This window comes from Sphingobium sp. AP49, from assembly GCF_000281715.2.
Lineage (GTDB): Bacteria > Pseudomonadota > Alphaproteobacteria > Sphingomonadales > Sphingomonadaceae > Sphingobium.
In genome coordinates this window covers 813374-835259 of the sequence record NZ_CP124576.1, presented here as the reverse complement: position 1 = coordinate 835259, position 21886 = coordinate 813374, and the positions used below count along the sequence as shown (strand labels likewise).

Annotated in this window: 22 protein-coding genes; 10 read left to right on the top strand and 12 right to left on the bottom strand. The window is 61.8% G+C overall.

Features of this window, described 5'->3' with window-relative positions:
- Positions 1–5: 5 nt before the first annotated feature.
- Both PMI04_RS04085 and PMI04_RS04080 read right to left on the bottom strand, forming a co-directional pair.
- Positions 6–1052: a hypothetical protein gene (locus PMI04_RS04085; RefSeq protein WP_037485483.1), complete on the bottom strand. Its 1047-nt coding sequence runs from the start codon at positions 1050–1052 to the stop codon at positions 6–8.
- A 44-nt stretch (positions 1053–1096) separates the two neighbouring features.
- Positions 1097–2320, bottom strand: a complete 1224-nt coding sequence (locus PMI04_RS04080; protein ID WP_037485486.1) for a TIGR04063 family PEP-CTERM/XrtA system glycosyltransferase — start codon at positions 2318–2320, stop codon at positions 1097–1099.
- A gap of 100 nt (positions 2321–2420) precedes the next feature.
- Between PMI04_RS04080 and PMI04_RS04075 the strand changes: the two genes are divergently transcribed.
- From PMI04_RS04075 to PMI04_RS04050, 6 genes are all read left to right on the top strand, one after another.
- On the top strand, positions 2421–2555 hold the full coding sequence (locus PMI04_RS04075; protein ID WP_274517622.1) for a hypothetical protein: 135 nt from the start codon (positions 2421–2423) through the stop codon (positions 2553–2555).
- Complete coding sequence (locus PMI04_RS04070; RefSeq protein ID WP_007705955.1) at positions 2548–3915, top strand: putative O-glycosylation ligase, exosortase A system-associated; 1368 nt, start codon at positions 2548–2550, stop codon at positions 3913–3915. Before PMI04_RS04075 ends, PMI04_RS04070 begins: the two co-directional genes overlap by 8 nt.
- A 41-nt stretch (positions 3916–3956) precedes the next feature.
- Positions 3957–4643, top strand: a complete 687-nt coding sequence (locus tag PMI04_RS04065; protein ID WP_283184850.1) for a hypothetical protein — start codon at positions 3957–3959, stop codon at positions 4641–4643.
- Between the two features lie 144 nt (positions 4644–4787).
- Positions 4788–5795: a DNA topoisomerase IB gene (locus PMI04_RS04060; RefSeq protein ID WP_007705961.1), complete on the top strand. Its 1008-nt coding sequence runs from the start codon at positions 4788–4790 to the stop codon at positions 5793–5795.
- A 32-nt stretch (positions 5796–5827) separates the two neighbouring features.
- Entirely contained in the window at positions 5828–6988 is a 1161-nt protein-coding gene (locus PMI04_RS04055; protein WP_007705963.1) for a mechanosensitive ion channel domain-containing protein, read from the top strand.
- A 114-nt stretch (positions 6989–7102) separates the two neighbouring features.
- On the top strand, positions 7103–7501 hold the full coding sequence (locus PMI04_RS04050; protein ID WP_007705966.1) for a hypothetical protein: 399 nt from the start codon (positions 7103–7105) through the stop codon (positions 7499–7501).
- A gap of 7 nt (positions 7502–7508) precedes the next feature.
- Here the strand turns inward: PMI04_RS04050 and dgcA are convergent, their stop codons facing one another.
- Positions 7509–8486, bottom strand: a complete 978-nt coding sequence (gene dgcA, locus PMI04_RS04045; RefSeq protein WP_007705969.1) for an N-acetyl-D-Glu racemase DgcA — start codon at positions 8484–8486, stop codon at positions 7509–7511.
- 165 nt (positions 8487–8651) lie between these two features.
- On the opposite strand from dgcA, the gene PMI04_RS04040 reads away from it, so the two are divergent.
- Entirely contained in the window at positions 8652–10439 is a 1788-nt protein-coding gene (locus tag PMI04_RS04040; RefSeq protein WP_037485489.1) for an ABC transporter transmembrane domain-containing protein, read from the top strand.
- A gap of 29 nt (positions 10440–10468) precedes the next feature.
- Here PMI04_RS04040 and PMI04_RS04035 read toward each other — a convergent pair whose 3' ends face one another.
- From PMI04_RS04035 to PMI04_RS04015, 5 genes are all read right to left on the bottom strand, one after another.
- Entirely contained in the window at positions 10469–10795 is a 327-nt protein-coding gene (locus PMI04_RS04035) for a PilZ domain-containing protein (protein ID WP_007705975.1), read from the bottom strand.
- A gap of 200 nt (positions 10796–10995) precedes the next feature.
- On the bottom strand, positions 10996–11418 hold the full coding sequence (locus tag PMI04_RS04030; protein WP_007705977.1) for a biopolymer transporter ExbD: 423 nt from the start codon (positions 11416–11418) through the stop codon (positions 10996–10998).
- A 24-nt stretch (positions 11419–11442) separates the two neighbouring features.
- Entirely contained in the window at positions 11443–11931 is a 489-nt protein-coding gene (locus PMI04_RS04025) for a biopolymer transporter ExbD (RefSeq protein ID WP_007705979.1), read from the bottom strand.
- Positions 11932–12045: 114 nt separating this feature from the next.
- Positions 12046–12798 carry a MotA/TolQ/ExbB proton channel family protein gene (locus tag PMI04_RS04020; RefSeq protein ID WP_007705981.1) on the bottom strand — a complete coding sequence of 251 codons (753 nt, stop codon included), beginning with the start codon at positions 12796–12798 and terminating at the stop codon, positions 12046–12048.
- Between the two features lie 72 nt (positions 12799–12870).
- Positions 12871–13533, bottom strand: a complete 663-nt coding sequence (locus tag PMI04_RS04015) for an energy transducer TonB (protein WP_007705983.1) — start codon at positions 13531–13533, stop codon at positions 12871–12873.
- Positions 13534–13790: 257 nt separating this feature from the next.
- Here PMI04_RS04015 and PMI04_RS04010 point away from each other — a divergent pair, with 257 nt between their 5' ends.
- Positions 13791–14669 (top strand): hypothetical protein, encoded by an 879-nt coding sequence (locus PMI04_RS04010; RefSeq protein WP_007705985.1) that lies wholly within the window; start codon positions 13791–13793, stop codon positions 14667–14669.
- 103 nt (positions 14670–14772) lie between these two features.
- Complete coding sequence (locus PMI04_RS04005; RefSeq protein ID WP_007705987.1) at positions 14773–16077, top strand: homoserine dehydrogenase; 1305 nt, start codon at positions 14773–14775, stop codon at positions 16075–16077.
- A gap of 13 nt (positions 16078–16090) precedes the next feature.
- On the opposite strand, the gene PMI04_RS04000 is transcribed toward PMI04_RS04005, so the two are convergent.
- Entirely contained in the window at positions 16091–16561 is a 471-nt protein-coding gene (locus PMI04_RS04000; protein ID WP_238535880.1) for a hypothetical protein, read from the bottom strand.
- A 181-nt stretch (positions 16562–16742) separates the two neighbouring features.
- Between PMI04_RS04000 and glpX the strand changes: the two genes are divergently transcribed.
- On the top strand, positions 16743–17726 hold the full coding sequence (gene glpX, locus PMI04_RS03995; RefSeq protein ID WP_007705995.1) for a class II fructose-bisphosphatase: 984 nt from the start codon (positions 16743–16745) through the stop codon (positions 17724–17726).
- A gap of 99 nt (positions 17727–17825) precedes the next feature.
- On the opposite strand, the gene PMI04_RS03990 is transcribed toward glpX, so the two are convergent.
- The 3 genes from PMI04_RS03990 to PMI04_RS03980 all read right to left on the bottom strand — a co-directional run bounded on the left by PMI04_RS03990 (position 17826) and on the right by PMI04_RS03980 (position 21867).
- Positions 17826–18203: a MerC domain-containing protein gene (locus PMI04_RS03990; RefSeq protein WP_007705998.1), complete on the bottom strand. Its 378-nt coding sequence runs from the start codon at positions 18201–18203 to the stop codon at positions 17826–17828.
- Positions 18204–18448: 245 nt separating this feature from the next.
- Positions 18449–20233, bottom strand: coding sequence for a sensor domain-containing diguanylate cyclase (locus PMI04_RS03985; RefSeq protein ID WP_007706001.1), 1785 nt, complete (start codon positions 20231–20233; stop codon positions 18449–18451).
- A gap of 134 nt (positions 20234–20367) precedes the next feature.
- The gene (locus tag PMI04_RS03980) at positions 20368–21867 is read right to left on the bottom strand and encodes a catalase (RefSeq protein WP_007706005.1); all 1500 of its coding nucleotides are present in this window, start codon (positions 21865–21867) and stop codon (positions 20368–20370) included.
- Between the last annotated feature and the right edge of the window lie 19 nt (positions 21868–21886).

Here is a 21886-nt window from a genome sequence, read left to right as displayed (position 1 = left end):
TCATATCAGCGCCCGTGGCCAGTCATCGAACGCAAGGTACCAAGAGCCGCCCGCAAAGCTTCATCGACGTCCTGTTCAACCATGTCCCGCACAGGCACGGCGGAGGCCACCGGCATATCGGCAATCACACGGGCAGGATGTGGCCCTGCAGCATGGCGACTGCGTTGCGCCAGGCCGCGCTCAAGCCTTTCGGTCAGTTCGGCAAGTGTCATATCCTCGATTTTACGCGCAGGCTGCATGGCCGGCATGGATATGGCCTGTTCCATCCCGATAGCTGCGAGCGTCGGCGCATCCGGCTCGGATGATATATCCACAGTCGCCAGCGACTCGTACACAAGGTCGCCGTTGGCCATATCCTCACTGTGCGCATCATCCTCCCAAGACTCAAACACCGCATCCTCGGGCGCGGCGAAGGGGGGACGGGCCAGTGGCATAGAAACAGGTTCGGGCGCTGGTTCAGGATCGGCGGGGACCGCGAAAGCCGCCAGATTCAGTTCCTCGACCGGTAGCGGCTCGGGTGCGCTGGGCATCGCGAATGCAATGCTGGGCTCCGCAGGCCTGTCTCCCGGTTCCGGATTGACGACCAGCCTGCGGCGCCCCGTTTCCGGCCGCGAAAAGATATCGAGCCCGTTAAAGTCACGGCTGGCGAAGATAGGTGCGCGGGCGGGCGCGTCAGGATGGGCGTCGGCGCGACGAAGCGCCGGCGTTCCTTCGTCAACGACAGGAACATTGCGTCCCCGCGCCAGCGCAGTCAGCTTGGCAAATGCGAAACCCATTCTTCTTGCTCCTTGGGCGCGAAAACCGCGCCATGCTCCTATTCTCTTTCTCCACCCAATGGCCGTCGGATCGGCTGGGCGCCTACGAACTGCCGCAACCATTCCGACCGCCATCATGGCCCCGAACCCAGCCAGCAATAGCCGGGCCTTCAGCCCAAGCGGCGGCCCCGCTGCCGGGATCGCCTCGCTCAGGCCGCTGGATGCCACCAGCGTTTCGACCAGGCCGACGGGCATCGTCAGGACGAACAATCCGGCCACGATCGCTGCGGCCAACATAGTGCGTCCCGGTCCCTTGAACCTCGGCATCATCACGGCCCTGATCAGGCCGCCCTTGCGTGCACAGTCCGGTCCAGCAACCGCTGGTAAACAGGCTCGTAACGCAAAATGTTTGACGACCAGTTACGCTCACGCTCAACAAATGCACGGGCAACGGCTCGACGCTGATCCCAGATTTCCCGGTTGGCGAACAAATCGGCCAGAGCCGCAGCGATCGCCGCAGGGGCATCCGGTGCGAACAATGTACCGGTCACGCCATCCTCTATCAGTTCGCGATGGCCGCCAACGCTCGACGCGGCGACCAGACGCCCTTGCGCCATCGCCTCCAGTGGCTTGAGCGGGGTCACCAGATCGGTGAGGCGCATCGCCTTGCGCGGATAGGCCAAGATGTCGACCTGCGCGTAATAATGTTCGACCTGATCATGCGGAACACGGCCGACAAAGACAATGTGATCGGCAAAGGGCGATGCCATCGCCTGCGCACGCAACGCCTCTTCACAGGGGCCACCGCCAACCAGCAATAATTTGGCTCGCGGCCTCGACCGCACCAGTCGCGGCATGGCTGCGATGAGATCGTCCAGCCCCTCATAATCATAGAAGCTGCCAATGAAGCCGACTACATCGGCACCATCAAGTCCCAACCGTGCGGAAAGCGCGGGGTCGCGGGCGCATGGCGTACCGAATTGGTCAAGATCGACACCATTGGGGGACACGATGATCTTGCCGGGATCAATGCCGCGGGCGATCAAGTCCGAACGCAACCCTTCGCAAATGACCGCAACGGCGTCAGAACTGCGGACGGCACGGGTTTCGAGCTGACGGGTCAGCCAATAACGCGCACTGCCCTGCGTGCCGGTCCCGTTGCCCACAGCAGCGTCCTCCCAGAAGGCGCGAATCTCATAGATGATCGGAATGCCATGCCGGCGCGCAACCCGCTGTGCCGCGATCGCGTTCAGCACCGGCGAATGCGCGTGAATGATATCGGGACGCCATTGCTGGACCAACGACTCGATCGCGTCGGCATGGGCGGCAATATCACGCCATTCCCGCACAATGGCATTACCCGTGGCAGGAGCACCCGGCGTACGGTGAAAGCGAAGGCCATCCACGGTCGCATCCGATGGTCCGCCAGCACTGTGACGACGGCCGGTAAGGCCACGAACATCCCAGCCCTTGGCCATTTGTGCCCGCAAGATCGCCCGCGTGCGGAAGGTATAGCCGCTGTGCATCGGCAAGCTGTGGTCGAGGATATGAAGGATCCGAGTCATAGCCCTAACTTTTTGCCGAAAAAGGTTTAACGCCCCGTCAACTCTGTCACGCTAGGGATATCGTTGGACAAGAGGCCAGGACCGGCGAACCAAGCGCGCAATGATTGATACCCTATCCCTGCTGATCAGTCATGGCGTCATACTGCTCGCCGCATGGCGCCTGCTGTCGCGCCCCGACCTGGATCGCGACATCGATCCGACGCCCCCGCGCGAAAAGGATAGCGGGCATGCGTGACCTGTTCTTCATCGCCTTCCTCGGCATTTTTTTCCTGATGGGGTTCAAGCGTCCTTTCCTGCTGATCATCATCTATGCCTATATCGACATCGTTTCGCCCCAGCGGCTGTCCTATTTCCTGCTGAACAGCATCCCCATTTCCCTGATCGCCTTCGTTTGTGCGGTGGGCGCCTGGCTATTGGTTGATGACAAGAAGGATTGCCGTTTTTCTGCACGACAGATTCTATTGCTGATCCTGCTGGCCTGGTGCGGCTACACTACCGCAACAGCGGATTTCCCCATCAATGCCGCGACCAAATGGGCCTGGGTTTGGAAGGCAATCATCTTCGCCGTGTTCCTGCCGCTGGTGCTTCGTACCAAGTTGCGCATCGAAGCGCTGGCGCTGTTCATGGTGCTGTGCGCCAGCACGATCATCATCAATGGCGGCATGAAGACGGCGCTGTCAGGTGGAGGCTATGGCGTACTGAACCTGATGGTCGACAATAATAGCGGCCTTTATGAAGGCAGCATCATTTCCTGCGTCGCGATTGCGTTGATTCCGATCATTTTGTGGCTGACGCACCATGGCACCATCTTCCCGCCCGACTGGAAGGTTAAGGCCTTCGCCTACGCCCTCTGCCTGGCCTGCATGCTGATGCCAGTGGGAACGGAAGCCCGGACCGGTCTCGTCTGCCTCGTGATTCTCGCCGGGATGATGCTGCTGCGGTCCAAACGCAAATTCGTCTATGGCCCATTGCTCGCCTTCGCGGCCCTCGCCGCCATTCCCTTTCTGCCCGCCAGCTTTACCAAGCGGATGCAGACGATCGAAAATCATCAGGGTGACGAAAGCGCCTCTACGCGCGTTGCGGTGTGGATGTGGACACTCGATTATGTGAAGGCCCATCCAGGTGGAGGGGGCTTCGACAATTATCTGCAGAACAGCTTCACCTATGTCGCCCAGAATGTAGTCGGCGATGGCGACGAGAAACGCGTGGAACGGCGGCTCGTCACCGACAAAGGCCGCGCCTATCACAGCGCCTATTTCGAGATGCTGGGCGAGCAAGGCTATTTCGGCTTCTTCCTCTGGGCTCTTCTTCACATCAGTTGCTTCGTCCGGACCGAAGCCATCAGGCGGATTTACCGCAAACGCGACGCGCCGGATGAAGCCTGGGTCGCCCCCTTCGCCGTCGCTCTCCAGCAAGGCCATATCGTTTACATGATCGGATCGCTTTTCGTGGGTATCGCCTACCAACCCTTCATCTTCATGATGCTGTCCCTGCAGATCGGCCTGGACACCTATCTGACCCGCAAGCGAAAGGAAGAAACACATAAGCCATTCCTGCCACATGCGGCGCAGCCACAAGCAGGTGTGGCGGCATGAATATGGAATTGCGCCTCCTTGGCCTGGTACAAGGCCTTTTGTTGGGACTGCTTCTCTCGGCCCCGTTGGTCGTCCCCGCGCTGATGCCCTGGGGCGTGCAAATACTGTTCGCCCTCTCCGCCTTCCAACTGCGGCTTGCCGATCGACGCTGGGGATTGCGCCCGGGGTGGAAGGGCTGGATCAGTCATATCCGCATGGCTCCCGGCCGGTTATTGCCCTTTGCGGCAACCGCAGTGGTGGCATTCATCATGCACGCCGAAATGGGTGACGGACAGGCCGCCGCGCCAACAGCCATCCTTGTTGCCGCCATGCTGTGCGAATTGCTGCTATATCCCCTGCTCTCCCATCTTCTAAATGGCTGGCAGCGCCCCCGAGTGGCGGCAGCAATGATGGTCGCGATCGGCATGTGCGCCATCGTGCCAAACGGCGCCTGCCAGAATATCGCGCAGTTCGCTCTGGGGATGACGACCTGCGTCTTCTGGCTACGCGGTCCGGATGGCGATCTGCGATCCGCCGTCGCGGCGCTCGGCTGCGCCGGGGGAGCCATGCTGCTGGCCACCTACGCGCCCGCCACGCTGCCCCTGGCCTTTCCGACCATGGTCGCCAGCTTTACCTTGGCGGTTGCCCAGACGTCGATCGTGCGTCGCCGATTCCTGCCATGGAGACAGACCCCGACACATGGCGCGGGCTGGTCATATTGGCGCCATCGTCGGTCACGACTGTCCTGAAGGCAGCCATCAAAGCGGCGATGCGGCCAGCGTGCCACTGGTGACAAGATTGCCATCGCCATCACAGGGGCGCTCACGGCATCGGGTTGCGGAACGAAGCGACGGACGGCGGGTTGGTGGAGACGAGGAAGGTCCCGCTTATCCATGCCCCAGTCCGCCGTTTTCCATAGCGACGACAATATGCCCGGAATCCGACGGCGAGCGTTAAAGCATGGCTGGGCCTATCTGGATATCGACGGAACCCGGATCACCGACCAGACCGAAATCGATCGCCTCAACGCCATTGCCATGCCGCCAGCCTATCGCGATTGCTGGTTCTGCCCGTCCTGCAACGGCCATATCCAGGCGACCGGCTATGATGATCGCGGTCGTAAGCAATATCGCTATCATGCCGACTTCCGTGCCGCGCGGGAAGCGGAGAAATATGCCGGCTGCGCCCTGTTCGGCCGTGCCTTGCCTCTTCTGCGCGCACGACTGGAGGCAGATTTGTCCCGCCGCAGCCTCCGCAAGGAACGGACCGTCGCTGCAGTGGTACGCCTGCTCGACCTTGCCAAGCTGCGCGTCGGCAACGAACATTATGCGACGACCAATAAGAGTTTTGGCGCGACCACCCTGCGCCGCCGTCATGTCGACCTGTCAGGCCGGGCGCTGACACTGCGCTATCGCGCCAAGTCTGGCAGGGAACATCAACTGACAGTCACAGATCAACGGCTGCTCCGCTTCGTTCGCGCCGTGCAGGATCTGCCCGGTCAGCATCTCTTCCAGTATCTGGACGAAGTCGGCGTCGCTCACCCCGTCACGTCGAGCGACGTCAACTGCTACATCGCGCAAGCCATGGACGGCGCGTTCACGGCAAAGCATTTCCGGACCTGGGGTGCATCGACGATCGCTTTCGAGACATTGGCCACCAGCCATGTGTCGCTGGCCGAAATGATCGCGCCGGTCGCGGCGACGCTGGGCAACACCCCCGCGATCAGCCGCAAAAGCTATATCCATCCTGCGTTAATCGCATTGTGCAAGGACGGACAGGATGAATGGCGCAAGGGGCTTCGCCTGCCGCGCCGTACGCGCTATCTGTCCCGTCACGAACGCGGGCTGATTGCGTTCCTCGAGGATCAAGCCGGCGCCATGCAATTGGCTGCAGCAGCCTGATCCAACCCACGGACCATCATTCAAGGATCAGCATGGCCAGCAAGAACGACCCCGCCCTGCCCGACATCACCATCCACGCCCCCAATCTGCGCGAGCTGGTCCATTCGACCATCGCCTGGTTTCAGCTACACTATATGCAGATACTGATTGCGGTCGGCGCGGCGGTCATCATCTACCTCACCCTCGCGGCGCTGCGTACGGTCGGCGCCAGGCATATGGGCCAGCGCGGCGATCCACTCGGATTCACCAATGTGCTGAGCCGCGCAGCAGCGCGGACGACCCAATTTTTCATGGTCATGGTTGCCGCGCGCATCGTCGTGGTGTTCGCCAATGCCCCGGCTTCGCTGACGAAGACCGTGACCTTCTTCTTCACCATCGCGGCGGTCCTTCAGGCAGCGATCTGGGCTCGCGAAATCATCCTGGGCTTGATCGAGCGCAAGACTTTGGCGGAAGATGGCCAGGGCGAGACGCTGGCCAATGCGATGGGCCTGATCCGTATTCTGGTGACTTTTGCGCTGTTCGCGATCGCCGCCATCGTCGTGCTCGACAATCTGGGCGTCAACGTGACGGGCCTGGTCGCGGGTCTGGGCATTGGCGGCATCGCCATCGGCCTTGCCGCGCAGGGCATTTTCTCTGACCTCTTTGCTGCCCTCTCGATCATTTTCGACAAGCCGTTCCGCCGGGGCGAGATCATCACCTATGACCAGACAACCGCACGGGTCGAAAAGATCGGTTTGAAAAGCACTAGGCTGCGCGCGATGAGCGGCGAGAAGAAGGTGATCTCCAACGCCAATCTTCTGCAGAAGGAGATTACCAGCCTGCAGACGCTGACCCAGCGCCGTGTCACCTATGCCATTGGCATTATCTACCAGACCGCCGAGGATAAGGCGGACGCGATTCCCACCATGTTGCAGGAGATCGTCGAAGCCGAGGGACTGATTTTCGTCAATGCCGGCATCGTCCAGTTTGGCGCCAGTTCGCTCGACTATCAGCTCAATTTCGACGTGCCAGACCCGGATCATCATGATTATTTCCAGATGCGCCATCGCATTGGCCTAGCCATCTGGAAGCGGTTCAACGCTGAGGGGATCGGCTTCGCCTATCCAACCCAGACCAGCTTCACCGCAGCGCCCGATGGCAAGGCAATTATGCCATATCCGGAAGTGCAGCCGGTCAAGCGAGTCGATCTGTAGCGTCAGCGACTCGGTTTACCGCAAGACGGATTCGGCTGGGCCGGTACGCTGTTGCCCGGCCCGGCACAGCGGCCTTTACGAACCACATCCCCATGATTGTGAACTGGATTGCGTATGAAGATCGTTCCGTTGGCAGCCGTCTGCCTGTCTATGTTCCTTGCGGCCACCGCGCCCGTCGCTCATGCTGAGGGGCTCGGCGCGGAAATCGACTATGGCCGGGCCGACGGCCATTGGGGAACGGAAATCGGTGCAGGCTACGCCTTTGGACTGGCGGGCTTCAGCCTCACGCCCGGCGGTGGCGTCTATCTGCGCGATGGCGATACCAAGCTCTATGGCCGGGTCGAAGCGACCTACACCTTGCCCATGTCGGCCAGCATCGGCGGTGGCGTACGCTTCAGTGGCGACAATACACGGCCCTATGCCACCATTGCCATGCCGCTGATCCCGAAATTGCGCGCCAAAGCCAATCTGGCACCGAAATATTACACGATCGGCCTGACGCTGGGCTATTGACGCCCGATCAGCGTCCCAGCCCCCAAAGCGAACCGGGATCGAGCAGGCCGTCACGCAGGACGAGCCCGCCATCCCGGTCCTGCGCCAGCAGCAGCGCGCCATCAAGATCGACCCAATCCGCACCCTGCGCCACCAGTGCGGCCGGGGCGATGCCGAGCGAGGTGCCCAGCATGCAGCCAACCATGATGCGGAAGCCGCGACGACGCGCTTCCTGTGTCAGCGCCAGCGCCTCCGTCAGCCCGCCCGCCTTGTCGAGCTTGATATTGACCGCGTCAAAATCACCCAGTTTATCGAGATCGGCACGGGTGTGGCAGCTTTCGTCCGCGCATAGCGGCAGTGGCGCCCGAACACCCGCCAGCCGATCCTCCTGGCCATGGATGATTGGCTGCTCAATCATTTCGACGCCAAGCGCTGCCAGCGCCGCAGCTTCGACAGCGATATCCCGCCCATGCCAGCTTTCATTGGCGTCGACGATCAACCGCACCCCGGGCGCACCCGCGCGCACCGCAGCAATACGGGCATGATCGCCCTCGCCCGTCAGCTTGCATTTGAGCAGACCAAAGCCTCGCGCGACCGCCGCACGCGCATCGGCTTCCATCTTTTCGGGATCACCCAGGCTGATGGTGAAGGCGGTTGCCAGCGGTGCAGGTACAGCAAGGCCGGCCAGTTGCCAGACGGGTATGCCCGCCTGCCTCGCCTCCAGATCCCAGAGGGCACAATCAAGCGCGTTGCGCGCCGCGCCGCGGGGCATGGTTTCCAGCAACGCCTGCCGATCGAGCGGACCGTCATAGGCGTTGATCGCGGCCGCGCAGCCTTCAGCCGTCTCCCCCTCATAATAGATCGCGGTCCCCTCACCGCGCCCGACATCCTCTCCATCGGTCACGGTGCAGACGACCACATCGACCACCGTCTTGGCACCACGGCTGATGATGAAGGACCCGGCTACCGGCCAACGTTCAACGGTCGCGAGAATCATGCGGGTCATCGGCGGTATCCATGCTGTGCGCGGGCCGACAGCCCTAAGCGCAAATCCGGGCGCCACGCAAATCCGTGAGGCCCCCCTTCCGCCATGTGCGTGTCCATGCGGCAACGGCAGGCGATCCCGCCGCAGCCATTGAGGCTTTATCAGCGGACTGCTAACGCCGCGTCCATGGAGGATGCCACCGATAATTCGTCGCGCCGCGCTGCGCGCCCTGCCCTCGGAAGCCTGGGGATGCTGTGGCAGTTTGCCAGCCGATATCCCGCGCGAATTGCCTGGGCGGCCATCGCATTGATCGTCTCATCTGCCGCCACATTGGCGATCCCCAGCGGCTTTCGCCTGGTCATTGACAGGGGGTTTACGGGGGGAGGCGATATCAGTCGTTGGTTCGAGTATCTTTTCCTGCTCGTCATCATCCTCGCCAGCGCCAGCGCCCTGCGTTTCTACTTCGTATCCTGGCTCGGCGAACGGGTCGTCGCCGACATTCGCAGCGCGACCCAGGCCAATCTGCTGCGCCAGGCCCCCGTCTTCTTTGAGGAAAACCGCCCATCGGAAATCGCGTCACGCATGACGGCCGACACCGCGATCATCGATCAGGTGGTCGGTTCCACCGTATCCGTCGCGTTGCGCAACCTGGTGACCGGAATAGGCGGTCTCATCTATCTTTTCATCCTGGCGCCCAAGCTTGCCGGACTGCTGATCCTGGGTATTCCGGTCATCGTCATGACATTGGTCACGCTGGGACGTCGCGTGCGCAAATTGTCGCGCGCCAGCCAGGATCGCCTGGCGGAAGTCGGTAGCGTGACCACCGAGGTTCTGAGCGCGATGAAGATCGTACAGGGCTTCGGTCAGGAAGCACGGGAAGCTGCGCGCTTTGATGCCACCGTAGCCAGCGGCTTCGCCACGGCACGTCGACGCATCCTGTTGCGCGCCATCATGACGGCCATTGCCTTCGCCCTGGTGTTTGGATCCATTACCGGCGTGTTATGGCTGGGGGCGATCGACGTCGCAGCCGGCCGCCTGTCGGGCGGCAGCATCGCAGCCTTCGTCCTGACCGGCGGTTTGGTTGCCGGTGCATTCGGATCTCTATCCGAAAGCTGGGGCGATCTGTTACGGGGAGCCGGTGCGGCCAGCCGGTTGCACGAACTCATGGCCGCCGAGCCATCTATCCTACCCCCGCGATCACCCGTGCCCGTCTCCGATGGCATGCAGGCCGCCCGCCTGACCTTCGAGGACGTCCATTTCCGCTATCCCAGCCGACCAGACCAGGCTGCTTTGAACGGCGTCAGCCTGGACGTTGCCCCGGGTGAGACCGTTGCGGTCGTCGGCCCTTCCGGCGCGGGCAAGTCTACGCTGATCCAGCTCGCATTGCGTTTCTACGATCCCGCTTCCGGCACGATCAGGCTAAATGGCGTCGCTCTGCCCGATGCCGATCCAGGGGCAGTTCGCAGCCAGATGGCGCTGGTCCCACAGGACAGCATCATCTTCGCCGCGTCCGCGCGCGACAATCTGCGCTACGGCCGCTGGGACGCAAGCGACGATCAGATATGGGAGGCTGCGCGGGCAGCCAATGCCGAAGAATTCCTGCGAAATTTGCCGCAACAACTCGACAGCCAACTGGGCGAAGGCGGTGCACGCCTGTCCGGCGGGCAGCGCCAGCGCGTTTCAATCGCCCGCGCCCTGCTGCGGAACGCACCGATCCTGCTGCTGGACGAGGCAACATCTGCCCTCGATGCGGAATCCGAACAGCTCGTGAAAGAGGCACTCGACCGGCTGATGCGGGACCGGACCACGATCGTAATTGCCCATCGCCTGGCGACCGTCCGCGCGGCGGACCGGATCATCGTGCTCGACCAGGGACGGATAGTCGAACAGGGGACGCACGCCATGCTCATGGCACATCGCGGCCTCTATGCCCGTCTGGCCAGCTTGCAATTTCAGGATAATGAACAGGGCTGATCGCCCCCGATCGGCCGACAGGCCGAGGTTCAGCGCGCGGTGCTACGGCTGCGCTGGATGATGTAATCGAAAATCGCCGGATGCAGGGGCCGTTCAAATGTGCAGCCGGATTCATGAGCCCGGACCCACAAGACACGCGCCCGCCGTCCCTCGAAGCCCGGCAGCATGATCCATAATTCGCTGCCCGCAGTCAGCTTCATGAAGCTTTGAAGACGGAAACCAGACACCGACATATCGGCGATACGACTCGTGAACCAAGTCTCGCCTGGCCGTCGCACCTTGACGTCGATCATGACGTCCCGACGCTCGGCCAGCCGGCTCTTGCGTTCCATGTCTGTCAGTCGTTCAGCGCCCATCGCCCACCATCCTGTGACCAACATGGACGCGGAGAGTAAGAAAAGCGTTAAATCACCCGATCAGCACGCGAGAATCATGCGCATGAAAAAAGGGGCTGCGAACGCAGCCCCTGATCCCTTGGCAGAATATACCGATCCTGATCATCCGACGTGCCGGGGACGGGAAGTCATATCCCGGACCGCGCCAGACCTATCAGCAATCAGAAATTGCCATATTGTTCGTTACCGACGAAACCCAGCTTGGTCACGCCTGCACGCTTGATCTCCGCCAGCACCTCGTCAACGACGACATAGCGGGTCTGCGCATTGGGCTGGAACTGCAGTTCCGGCTCGACGGGCAGGCGCAGCGACTGCTGCAGATACTGACGCAGCGTCAGCAGGTCGATCGGCGCACCGTTCCAGGTGATGACGCCACCGGCATCGATCGCGACCTTGTTTTTCACAGGGTCGATCACGCTGTCAGTCGGCGGCGCATTCTGCGGCAGGTCGATCTTCACCGCGTGGGTCTGGATCGGAATGGTGATGATGAACATGATGAGGAGAACGAGCATGACGTCGATCAACGGCGTCGTGTTCATTTCCATCATCGGCTCACCATCATCGGAGCCCATGCTCATGGCCATAGCGAATTCTCCTTAATCAGCCGGTCAGAGGCGGGTCGTCGTCGTGCCGGGTTCCGGCTCGGAGATGAAGCCCACCTTCGGGAAACCGGCGCGCTGCATCGTATAGATGGTGCCGCCGATGCAACGATAGGGGGTATTGATGTCGCCACGGATATGCACTTCGGGCAGATCTTCGGGCGTCAGATTTTCTACACCGCCTGCCTTCTTGATATCCGCCTCCAGCTTGGCCACGGCACGATTGAGCAGTTCGTCGGAACCGACCTTGGTCAGGTTCCAGTAAACTGCACAGCTGCCGTCCGGCGCCGAAGTGACCGACAGGGAAACATTTTCCGGTTTCGTCGTGGTCGGCTCGAACGCCACCTTGGGAAGCTGCAGCTCTACAGTCTGGACGACGACCGGGACCGCGATGAGAAAGATGATGAGCAACACCAACATGACGTCGACGAGCGGCGTCGTGTTGATGTCGGACAAGGGCTTGTCGTCACCGCCGCCGGGGCCAACACTCATTGCCATTGATACTATCCTAACCTTGGTGTCGATGGTGCCCCGTTAGCCGGGGCCCCTGTCCGGCGGGGAACCGGGCGGTCGCAGCCGCCACCCGGTTCCCGAACCGGCGTCTTAAGGCGATCAGGCCTTGGTCGGCGCGGCAGCCGGCTTGGCAGCAGCGGCCGGAGCGGCAGCAACAGTCGGCTTCACAGCGCCGTCCGAAACCAGATAGGCCAGCAGGTCGACGGTGAAACCGTTGAGCTGTTCGGCGATCGACTTGTTGCGGCGCTGCAGGAAGTTGTAGGCGAGCACCGCAGGAACGGCGACGGCCAGACCCAGAGCGGTCATGATCAGAGCTTCACCGACCGGGCCGGCAACGGCGTCGATCGAGGCCTGACCGGCAGCGCCGATCTTGATGAGGGCGCGGTAGATACCGATAACGGTACCGAACAGACCGATGAACGGCGAGGTCGAACCGACGGTTGCGAGGAAGGCCAGGCCACCGTTCAGGCTGGAGTTGATCGCCGCTTCCGAACGGGCCAGCGAACCGTGCAGCCAGTCATGCGCTTCGACCGGATCCTTCAGCTTGCCATGCTCGTCCTGCGCCTTGATGCCGTCATCGACGATCTGCTTGTAGGCCGAGTTCTTGTCCAGCTTGGCCGACGCTTCCTTCAGCGAAGCAGCGCGCCAGAAGGTCGCACGAACCTTCTTGCCCTGATTGATCACCTTCTGCTGTTCGATCAGCTTGGTGAACAGAATGTAGAAAGTGCCGACGGACATGGCGCACAGGATGAGGAACACGGTCCAGGCAATGGTGCCGCCCTGTTCCAGGGCTTCCATCAGGCCGTAGGGGTTTTCCGGCTTCGGAGCAGCCGCTGCGAGATACATCAACATGTTCAAGACTTCCCTCTCAATAGGATCATCAAAGAGGAAGGCGGCGCGGCGCGCTCGCCTTCCCTGTATGGATTATTCCGGCAGACGCCAGGTGATACGGCCGTTGTAGGTATCGGCCATGGGCTGCCCATCACCACCGACTGCGGGCTTGAAGCGCGCACGCTTCGGCAGCAGTCGACAGGTCGCCTCGTCGAGGTCGGGATGACCGGTCGAAGAGGTGATGGTGCAGTTGGTCACCCGACCATCAGCGCCGATTTCCAGACGGAAGCCGGCGGTACCCGAGCGTTCTTCACGCTGGGCGCGGCTCGGATAATCGGCGTCGCTAAGCCAACTGCCAGGATTGCTGCGCGGTGAAGCGCGGCTGGCAGCAACCGGCGGCGGCGGCGGAGCCGGCGGCGGCGGTGGCGGTGCGGCAACCGGAACCGGATTGAACACCGGCGGGGGCGTCCGAACGGTCTGAATCGGCGGCGCAGGCGCCGGCGTCTGAACGATCGGCGGCGGGGCTACAACCGGCGGCGGCTCGATCGGCTGATCAGGCGGCGGCGGCGGCGGCTCCTCGTCCGGTGGCGGGGGCTCCTCTTTCACGTCGATCACGTTCAGCTGTTCCGCCGCCTTTTTGACATATTTCATGCCAAGACCGGTGACGAAGGCATAGCCGAGAACAGCGTGAATCAGGGCGACGATGACGATCGATATCGTACGACTCGATCCTTGCGAGTGGTCAGCATAGGCCATTCGGCAACGACACTCCTTAACTCATCTTACCAGTGGTTTGTACAAATCAGCCAAAAACGGCCCGAGCTGTCCGGGGGCATCCCCCGGGCATCTTTGACCCCTGTCCGTCCCATTTGCTACCGTGCGAACTCCTATCGCGGCGCATCGTGGCACGCAAACGCTTTATCGAAATACCCGCTTGCGTTTACCATTACACACCGGAATGACTTGCCTGTGACATCCCTGCCACTGGCTGACAGCTTAGGACGAAGAAGCGAATGAAATCCTCCATGGTTACCAAAAGTGTCGGCCCGCTATGCCTCATTTTCGCCGCAAATTCCGCAGTTTTCCCGGCTTTTGGCGCGAATGCACCGATGATAACGCAACCATCGTCCAGCGCCGCTACATTCACCTATGCGGATATCGCAGACCTTTCCGACAGCGCCTCGCTCGTTGCCAATGTGCGCATTGGCAACATCATCACATTGAAGCCCGAACAGGCCGGCGAGGTCCCTGCTGGCTATCAGAGGGTCTATATCGAAGCCGAAGTGACCAGCCTGATTCGCGGCGAAGGGGGCATCAGCCCAACCGTGGGCTATCTTTATGACGCGCCGCTCGACACGCGTGGCAAGCTGCCGAAGCTGAAAAAGTCCCAGGTCATCCTGTTCGCGCGGCCAGGCACGCGCCCTGGCCAGATCCAGCTGGTAGCACGCGACGCCCAGATCGCCTCAACCCCGGCCGAAGTCGAAAGGGTGCGCAGCATATTGTCCGCCCTGGTATCCGCCGACGCCCCGCCGCGAATCATAGGGCTGGGTGATGCCTTCCATGTGGCAGGCACGATCGCCGGCGAGGGAGAGACACAAATCTTCCTCCGCACGGAGAATGATGATCCTGTATCGCTGTCGATTATTCGCCGGCCTGGTCAGGATCCACGCTGGGCCGTGGCGCTGGGCGAAATTGTCGATGAAGCCGCCCGCGCGCCCGTGCCAGGCAGCCTGCTGTGGTACCGTTTGGCCTGCAGTCTGCCGACGACCCTGCCCACCCGTTCCGTCAGGACGCTAGCGGTACAGGACGCCGAAGCCGCACGAGCCGATTATCAGTTTGTCCTGCAGGCGCTTGGCCAGTGCGCACGCAACCGAAAGACGAGCCGACCTTAAGCGCACTTATCTTTCAAGCGGACGCCGCTGTGCTTTTCCTTGGACAGCGGCGTCCGGGCCGCTATTCAGCGCGCCTCTTACAGTGCGAAGGACCAAGACCGCCATGACCAATCTCCACCGCCACGCTCCGCTCCGCGTTGCGCTCGTCGGCTTGGGCACGGTGGGTGGCGGCGTCATTCGCCTGCTCAACACCAATGGCGACCTCATCGCCCGCCGTGCCGGCTGCCCCATCCAGATCGTGGCGATTTCCGCACGCGACCGCAGCAAGGATCGCGGCGTCGACCTGTCGCCCTATGAATGGGTCGACGACATGACCACGCTGGCGAGCCGGGACGACATCGACGTCGTAGTCGAACTGATCGGCGGCGCCGACGGCCCCGCCCTCACCCTCGCCCGACAGTGCCTGACTGCCGGCAAGCCGTTCGTCACGGCGAACAAGGCGATGCTGGCCCATCACGGGCTTGACCTGGCCGGACTAGCCGAAAAGGCAGGCGTCGCGCTGAAATATGAGGCCGCCGTCGCGGGTGGCATCCCGGTCATCAAAGGCATGCGCGAAGGCGCTGCCGCGAACGAGATCAGCCGTGTCTACGGCATCCTCAACGGCACCTGCAATTACATCCTGACCACCATGGAAAAGGAAGGCCGGGGCTTCGATGAGGTGCTGAAGGAGGCGCAGGAACTGGGCTATGCCGAGGCCGATCCCAGTTTCGATATCGACGGCATCGACGCGGCGCATAAATTGACCATCCTGGCTAGCCTGGCCTTTGGCACCGAATTGGACTTCGACAATGTCGCGGTCACCGGCATCCGCCATGTCATTGCCGCCGACATCGCCGAAGCGGCTGCGCTGGGTTTCCGTATCCGGCTGGTTGGCATGGCCGAGAACGGCGCGGAAGGTCTGTTCCAGCGCGTTCATCCCATGCTGGTCCCGCTCGATCACCCCCTGGCTCATGTCGACGGATCGCTCAACGCCGTGGTGGCAGAAGGCAATTTCGTCGGCCGCCTCTTCTTCCAGGGGCGCGGCGCGGGCGATGGCCCCACCGCTTCAGCCGTGGTTGCCGACCTGATCGACGTCGCCCGCGATGAATATGGCGACGCGCTGGCGATGCCGGTCGCCGCCCTGACGCCGCAAAAAGCAGCCGATGCCGGCAAGCGCGTTGGCCGGGCCTATCTGCGCTTCAAGGTCCAGGATCGCCCGGGCGTACTCGCCGAAATCGCCGCCGCCACCCGCGATGCCGGTGTCTCGATCGAAAGCATGATCCAGCGCGGCGCGAATCAGGCCGATGGCGTCCTCGTCGCCATTGTGACCCATGCTGGCGAGGAAAGCTGCGTTCGCGACACGCTCGATCGACTGGCGGGGTCGGACAGCCTGCTCGACACACCAATGGTAATGCACATCCTGGACTAAGGTCGGGGCGGCATCAGTGCTGCCCCGCGCCCGGAACCTGATCGGGCAACGGCGGCGGCGGCGGCGCCAAGTCGGCGTCGGGATCGATCAGATGGGCAACGATCTTGCCAGCCAGCATCGCTGCTCCCAGAATCGGTACGCCACCGCCGACGCATCCAACTCCCTGCCCACCGACCACGCCACAAGCGCCCTGCCGCGCCGGCGCGGCCGATGCACGCGGCGTATCCCCATTGGTACGACCGCCTTCCTCCGGTACCCGAGGCAGTGGCAATCGCTCTTTTGCGTTGCGTTCGGCCCGATTGCCACACACCACGATGCCGCCCCCGCTGCGATCGCAGGGCCGGATCGCCGCCGTCTTTGCACGATAACCCTCCATCGCCGTCGGCCCGGGCAAGGCTGACCCGTCGACCGGCAGGATGGCCTGCGCCTGCGCCGGTGTCGGCAAGCCAAGCAGGATGAAGAAAAGGGAAGATAGCCAGCGCACCGACTGCAACAGATCAGCCGAAAATGGCGGGATGATGGCGGCACGCGATAACGAGGAAAATTCGCCGGGACAGATGCTGTATCGCTGTCATGAAATGCCGATCACCGCCAGCCGTCCGGGTCGACAAGCCTAGACGGACATCCTATCGCGCTGCTCTGATATTTTCAGCAGAGGAACGGATATGGTGCAGGCTAGCTCGATTCTCGATCGCGTCTTGGTCCTCGAAATGGTGCGCGTCACGGAAGCGGCCGCCATTGCCGCATCCAAGCTGGTCGGCCGCGGTGACGAAAAGGCCGCCGACGCCGCCGCCGTCGAGGCGATGCGCCTCGCCTTCAACGACCTGTATATGGACGGCACCGTGGTTATCGGCGAAGGCGAGCGGGACGAAGCACCAATGCTTTATATCGGTGAGAAAGTCGGCAACGCGATCGGCACGGGTCCCAAGATCGACATCGCGCTCGATCCGCTGGAAGGCACGACCATCACCGCCAAGGCCGGGCCGAACGCGCTGGCCGTCCTCGCCATTTCCGAAGAAGGCGGCCTGCTGAATGCGCCGGACGTCTATATGGACAAGATCGCGGTAGGGCCGGGCTATCCCGACGATGTCATCGACCTCAACAAGTCGGTCAAGGAGAATGTCGCGGCAGTCGCCAAGGTCAAGGGCGTCGACCCGCACGAGATCATCGTGTGTGTTCTCGATCGCCCGCGCCACGAAAAGCTGATCGCCGAACTGCGTGCGATCGGCTGCGGCATCATGCTGATCCCGGACGGCGATGTCGCCGGCGTCATTGCGACCACCAATCCGGAAACCACGATCGACATCTATATGGGATCGGGTGGCGCGCCCGAAGGCGTGCTCGCCTGCGCGGCGCTGCGTTGCGTAGGCGGCCAGTTCAAGGGACGCCTGCTCTTTCGTAATGACGACGAGAAACAGCGTGCGCGCAAATGGGGCATCACCAACCTCGACAAGGTCTATGACCTCAAGGAACTCGCCAAAGGCGACTGCATCTTCGCCGCCACGGGCGTCACGGACGGATCGCTACTCGCCGGCGTCAAGCGCCTGCCGGGCAACAAGCTGACGACCGAAAGCGTCGTGATGCGCGCCAGCACCGGTACGGTGCGCTGGGTCAAGGGCGAGCATCGAGTGGGACAAAAGGGCAGTTGATGCCAATGATCGTACGCCAACAAGAAAAGGGGCCGATGTCGGCCCCTTTTCTTGTTGGTCGACTATCTGGCGAAAGCCGGATGCCATAGCTAACGCCGCTTAGTGCCCCGCGCGATGATTGAGATCATGTCCCAGCGCCAGGATAGCAACGCCCAGCAGCGTATAGGCACTTTCTTGCCAGCCATGATCCATTGTCAACGCGCCGGTCATAATCCCCAGGCCCAGCGAGCCAATCGCCGCCGGCATCATAAAATGATGTGCGATTGCGCCATGACCAAGCGCAATCGCGCCCAGCAGGATGGCAATTGCCAGACCAGCCTCGTGGAAAAGAGGATTGTCGAAAATGCCGCCTGCTGAAGCCAGCACGCCCAGCACCACGGCGGTCAGGAAACAGTGCGCAACACACAGGCCCGACAACGCCATCGCAATGCGATCGACGCGACCGGTTTCCAGGGCATGACGAAGGCTCTGCTGCATGGTGGGCGTTACATAGGCCAGGATCGTGTAAGTTACAACATAACATCACTTATTTTTCGGGATTGGATTCACTCTCGCAACGAACCGCAACCTCGCATCACGCCAGTCAAGCGCGTCACGCCAACATGCAATGCCGCTTGAGAAGCACGCATGACAAGGATGGTGCCGTTCATCCGTGCTGAGGAGACTTGACCGTAGAATCCAATGACCAGCCGATCACAACCGATTGGTGAATAGGGAGGGAATCAGGCCGCAAGCCTCAAACAGTTCCGACCGCTATGCTTTGCGCGATAGAGCGCCTTGTCAGCGGCATCCATCAATGTGGCGGCGCTCATCATGGCATTCAGTCCCACCAGCCCGGCACTGAAAGTGACCGCGATCGTACCGCCATGTTCCAGCACGAAAGGATGGGCAGCCAACCGGCGACGCAGATGCTCGCAGATGCGGCTGGCGCGATCGATATCGGCATCGGGCAGCAGGATCGCAAACTCCTCTCCGCCCAGTCGGCCGATGCTTCCCATACCGCGCAAGCTGGTCCGCATCCGATCGACGAAGTCGATGAGCACGCGATCACCCGCGCCATGGCCGTAGCGATCATTGACCGCCTTGAAATGGTCTATGTCTATCAACAACAAGGCGGCATGCCCGCCCGTTGCGACGCGGGCCATCTCTATTTCCAGTTTCTCCAACGTCGCGCGGCGGCTGTCAGCGCCGGTCAGCATGTCGATCGCTGCGGCCTGCTGCAATGCCTTCTGGCGCGCCTTATGCTTCGTAATATCGCGCACCGTGCTGATCACCCCGATGGGCAGTCCCTGATGATCGAGTACCGCGCGGGTCAACATTTCATACCAGGCATCATCCCGCACCGCATGACGCGGTCGAAATTCGACAGCGTGGGCCTCATCAGGCTGGGCCAGCGCGCGCCGATGGGTCGCGACGACGATCGCGCAATAGTCCGGGTCGATCAATTCGGTTGCGGCATGCCCAATCAGCCTATCCGGCGCATGACCGATCTGGTCGATCGCTGCAGGGGACGCATATTGAATGATGCCATCGACACTAAGGTTTAAAACGCCGTCGCCGCTATGCTCGGCAATGGCGCGGTAACGCGCCTCGCTGTCGCGCAGCATCTGCGTCAATCGACGGCGACCGTTCAATTCCGCAGCGACGGGTATCGCCAGCAGGAAACTGAGCGCCAGATAGAATTGGAAGAATTGGACCCGGTCCGGCAACGTCCCTGGAATGATGTTGAGCGGCCCATGGCCCGTCAGGGTCGCAGTACCGCCGATCAGGGCGAGGATCACGATTGCGGCGGCCGACCCGAGATACCCTGTGCGAAAGGCAATCAGCACAAGCGGGAGCAGCGAGGCGAACAGAAGCGGATAATGCGCCTGGTAGAATATCCACCAGATACTCAAAGCGAAAAAGGCAAGCAGGCCAAGCGCTTCCAGCTTGGCTGACGGGCGCGTTTCCCTTAGCCAGCGCCCCAATTCGCCCTGATACAGCATCAACAGGATGGGCGTACAAATCAGGCCGCCCAACACATGGCCGCTATACCATTGGCCCCAGGATGGCAAAAAGCCAACAGGCGTCAGGATCGCCGCCACGGCCGCCGCCATCGTGGCCGCGACAACATTCGCCACCATACATAGTGCCAGCAGAAAGACCGCCAGCGGTCGCATCGATCCGGCCACCCGTCGTCCAGGCACAAACCGCCGGCACAGCAGTGCCACGATCATCGACTCCAGCATGTTGATGATCGCCATTGGCAGCGCAGCCAAAGCGCCCATGCCGAATATCGTCGTTGCCAGAGCACTTGCCATGGCACAACTCAGAACGACCCGTGGCCAGTAGCCGGATCGTGCGGTCAGCAATTCCGCCATCAACAGGGCATTGGCGCCCCAGATGAAAGCCAGCCCGCCTTCAAAGCGGGACGTCATCAAGGCCAGGGATGCAGCCGCAAAATAAATGCAGCCGGTAAAGACCGGGGCCAATAGAGAAGAGGGATGACGAAGGGCTGAGCGCTGCATGTTCCGATCCGCCCTAGAGGCACATCGTTAAGATATGCTCACAATCGCCTTCCCAGCACGGTCGTAAAAAGAAGTAGAACATCCCCAGCGTTTAGACTGCCGGGGATGTTCTACTTTGCATCAGTATCGCCTTTTTACGCCGAAGCGTCAGCCAGCGTCTGATCGGTCGGAGCCGAGATCGCAGGGTTTCGATCCTTGATCGTGGCCCGCGCCTGGCGCACGCCCGCGCCATAGTCGGGATGGACCTGGTCGAAGAGCTTGCACTGGCGCTCCTCGATTTCGTCCGGGATATCGCCCATGGCCGCAGCGATATTGGCGAAGAGCCGCGCCTTTTGCGCATCGTCGAACAGATTGAACAGCGCGCGCGGCTGGCCGAAATCATCATTGCCTTCGCGGTGATTATAGCGGTCGGCATCGCCCGAAATCTTCAGCGGCGGCTCCAGGAAGCGCTGATCCTCGACCGGGCCGCCAAAGCTGTTGGGCTCATAATAGGCGGCCGGGTTGGGATTGTTCGGGAAGAAGCGCATCGCCCCGTCCTTATGATAATGATGCACCGGGCATTTGGGCGCATTGACCGGCAGCGCTTCATAATGGGTGCCGATCCGGTGCCGGTGCGCGTCGGCATAGGAGAAGATGCGGGCCTGAAGCATCTTGTCGGGCGAGAAGCCGATGCCCGGCACGATGTTGGACGGCGAGAAGGCGGCCTGCTCGATCTCCGCGAAATAATTGTCGGCGTTGCGGTTCAACTCCAGCACGCCGACGTCGATCGGCGGATAATCGGCATGCGGCCAGACCTTGGTGAGGTCGAACGGATTATAGGGCGTCTTGTCCGCATCCAGTTCCGGCATGATCTGGACCTGCATCTTCCATTTGGGGAAGTCGCCCTTCTCGATCGCCTCGAACAGATCCTCCTGCGTGGATTCGCGGGTGCGACCGACGACATCCGCCGCTTCCTCGTTGGTCCAATGGCGATGGCCCTGCATCGTCTTGAAGTGGAACTTCACCCAGAAGCGCTCGCCGGCGTCATTGATGAAGCTGAAGGTGTGGCTGCCATAGCCGTTGATGTGGCGGACATCGGTCGGCAGGCCGCGATCCGACATCAGGATCGTCACCTGGTGCAGCGATTCAGGGCTGAGCGACCAGAAGTCCCACATCGCCGTGGGCGAACGCAGATTGGTGCGCGGATGGCGCTTCTGCGTGTGGATGAAATCGGGGAATTTCAGGGGATCGCGCACGAAGAAGACCGGCGTGTTGTTGCCAACCAGATCCCAATTGCCTTCGGGCGTGTAGAATTTCATCGCAAAGCCGCGCACGTCGCGCTCGGCATCGGCGGCGCCCAATTCGCCCGCCACGGTCGAGAAGCGCAGGATCATCGGCGTCTGCGCGCCGGGCTGGAGCGCCTTTGCCTTGGTATATTGGGAGATGTCGCCGGTGATCGTCAGCGTGCCATAGGCACCCCAGCCCTTGGCATGGACGACGCGTTCAGGAATGCGTTCGCGATTCTGGTGCGCCAGCTTTTCGAGCAGCTGATAATCCTGGAGCAGCAGCGGGCCGCGCGGACCTGCGCTCAGGCTATTCTGATTATCGGCAATTGGCGCACCCGCGCTCGTCGTCATCACTGGCTTATCGACCATATCGTCCTCCTCGGCTTTG

Coding starts and splice junctions, on each gene's coding strand:
- PMI04_RS04085 (WP_037485483.1), bottom strand. CDS start 1,052: ATGTTGGCCGCAGCGATCGTGGCCGGATTGTTCGTCCTGACGATGCCC.
- PMI04_RS04080 (WP_037485486.1), bottom strand. CDS start 2,320: ATGACTCGGATCCTTCATATCCTCGACCACAGCTTGCCGATGCACAGC.
- PMI04_RS04075 (WP_274517622.1), top strand. CDS start 2,421: ATGATTGATACCCTATCCCTGCTGATCAGTCATGGCGTCATACTGCTC.
- PMI04_RS04070 (WP_007705955.1), top strand. CDS start 2,548: ATGCGTGACCTGTTCTTCATCGCCTTCCTCGGCATTTTTTTCCTGATG.
- PMI04_RS04060 (WP_007705961.1), top strand. CDS start 4,788: ATGCCCCAGTCCGCCGTTTTCCATAGCGACGACAATATGCCCGGAATC.
- PMI04_RS04055 (WP_007705963.1), top strand. CDS start 5,828: ATGGCCAGCAAGAACGACCCCGCCCTGCCCGACATCACCATCCACGCC.
- PMI04_RS04050 (WP_007705966.1), top strand. CDS start 7,103: ATGAAGATCGTTCCGTTGGCAGCCGTCTGCCTGTCTATGTTCCTTGCG.
- dgcA (WP_007705969.1), bottom strand. CDS start 8,486: ATGACCCGCATGATTCTCGCGACCGTTGAACGTTGGCCGGTAGCCGGG.
- PMI04_RS04040 (WP_037485489.1), top strand. CDS start 8,652: ATGGAGGATGCCACCGATAATTCGTCGCGCCGCGCTGCGCGCCCTGCC.
- PMI04_RS04035 (WP_007705975.1), bottom strand. CDS start 10,795: ATGGGCGCTGAACGACTGACAGACATGGAACGCAAGAGCCGGCTGGCC.
- PMI04_RS04030 (WP_007705977.1), bottom strand. CDS start 11,418: ATGGCCATGAGCATGGGCTCCGATGATGGTGAGCCGATGATGGAAATG.
- PMI04_RS04025 (WP_007705979.1), bottom strand. CDS start 11,931: ATGGCAATGAGTGTTGGCCCCGGCGGCGGTGACGACAAGCCCTTGTCC.
- PMI04_RS04020 (WP_007705981.1), bottom strand. CDS start 12,798: ATGTTGATGTATCTCGCAGCGGCTGCTCCGAAGCCGGAAAACCCCTAC.
- PMI04_RS04015 (WP_007705983.1), bottom strand. CDS start 13,533: ATGGCCTATGCTGACCACTCGCAAGGATCGAGTCGTACGATATCGATC.
- PMI04_RS04010 (WP_007705985.1), top strand. CDS start 13,791: ATGAAATCCTCCATGGTTACCAAAAGTGTCGGCCCGCTATGCCTCATT.
- PMI04_RS04005 (WP_007705987.1), top strand. CDS start 14,773: ATGACCAATCTCCACCGCCACGCTCCGCTCCGCGTTGCGCTCGTCGGC.
- glpX (WP_007705995.1), top strand. CDS start 16,743: ATGGTGCAGGCTAGCTCGATTCTCGATCGCGTCTTGGTCCTCGAAATG.
- PMI04_RS03990 (WP_007705998.1), bottom strand. CDS start 18,203: ATGCAGCAGAGCCTTCGTCATGCCCTGGAAACCGGTCGCGTCGATCGC.
- PMI04_RS03985 (WP_007706001.1), bottom strand. CDS start 20,233: ATGCAGCGCTCAGCCCTTCGTCATCCCTCTTCTCTATTGGCCCCGGTC.
- PMI04_RS03980 (WP_007706005.1), bottom strand. CDS start 21,867: ATGGTCGATAAGCCAGTGATGACGACGAGCGCGGGTGCGCCAATTGCC.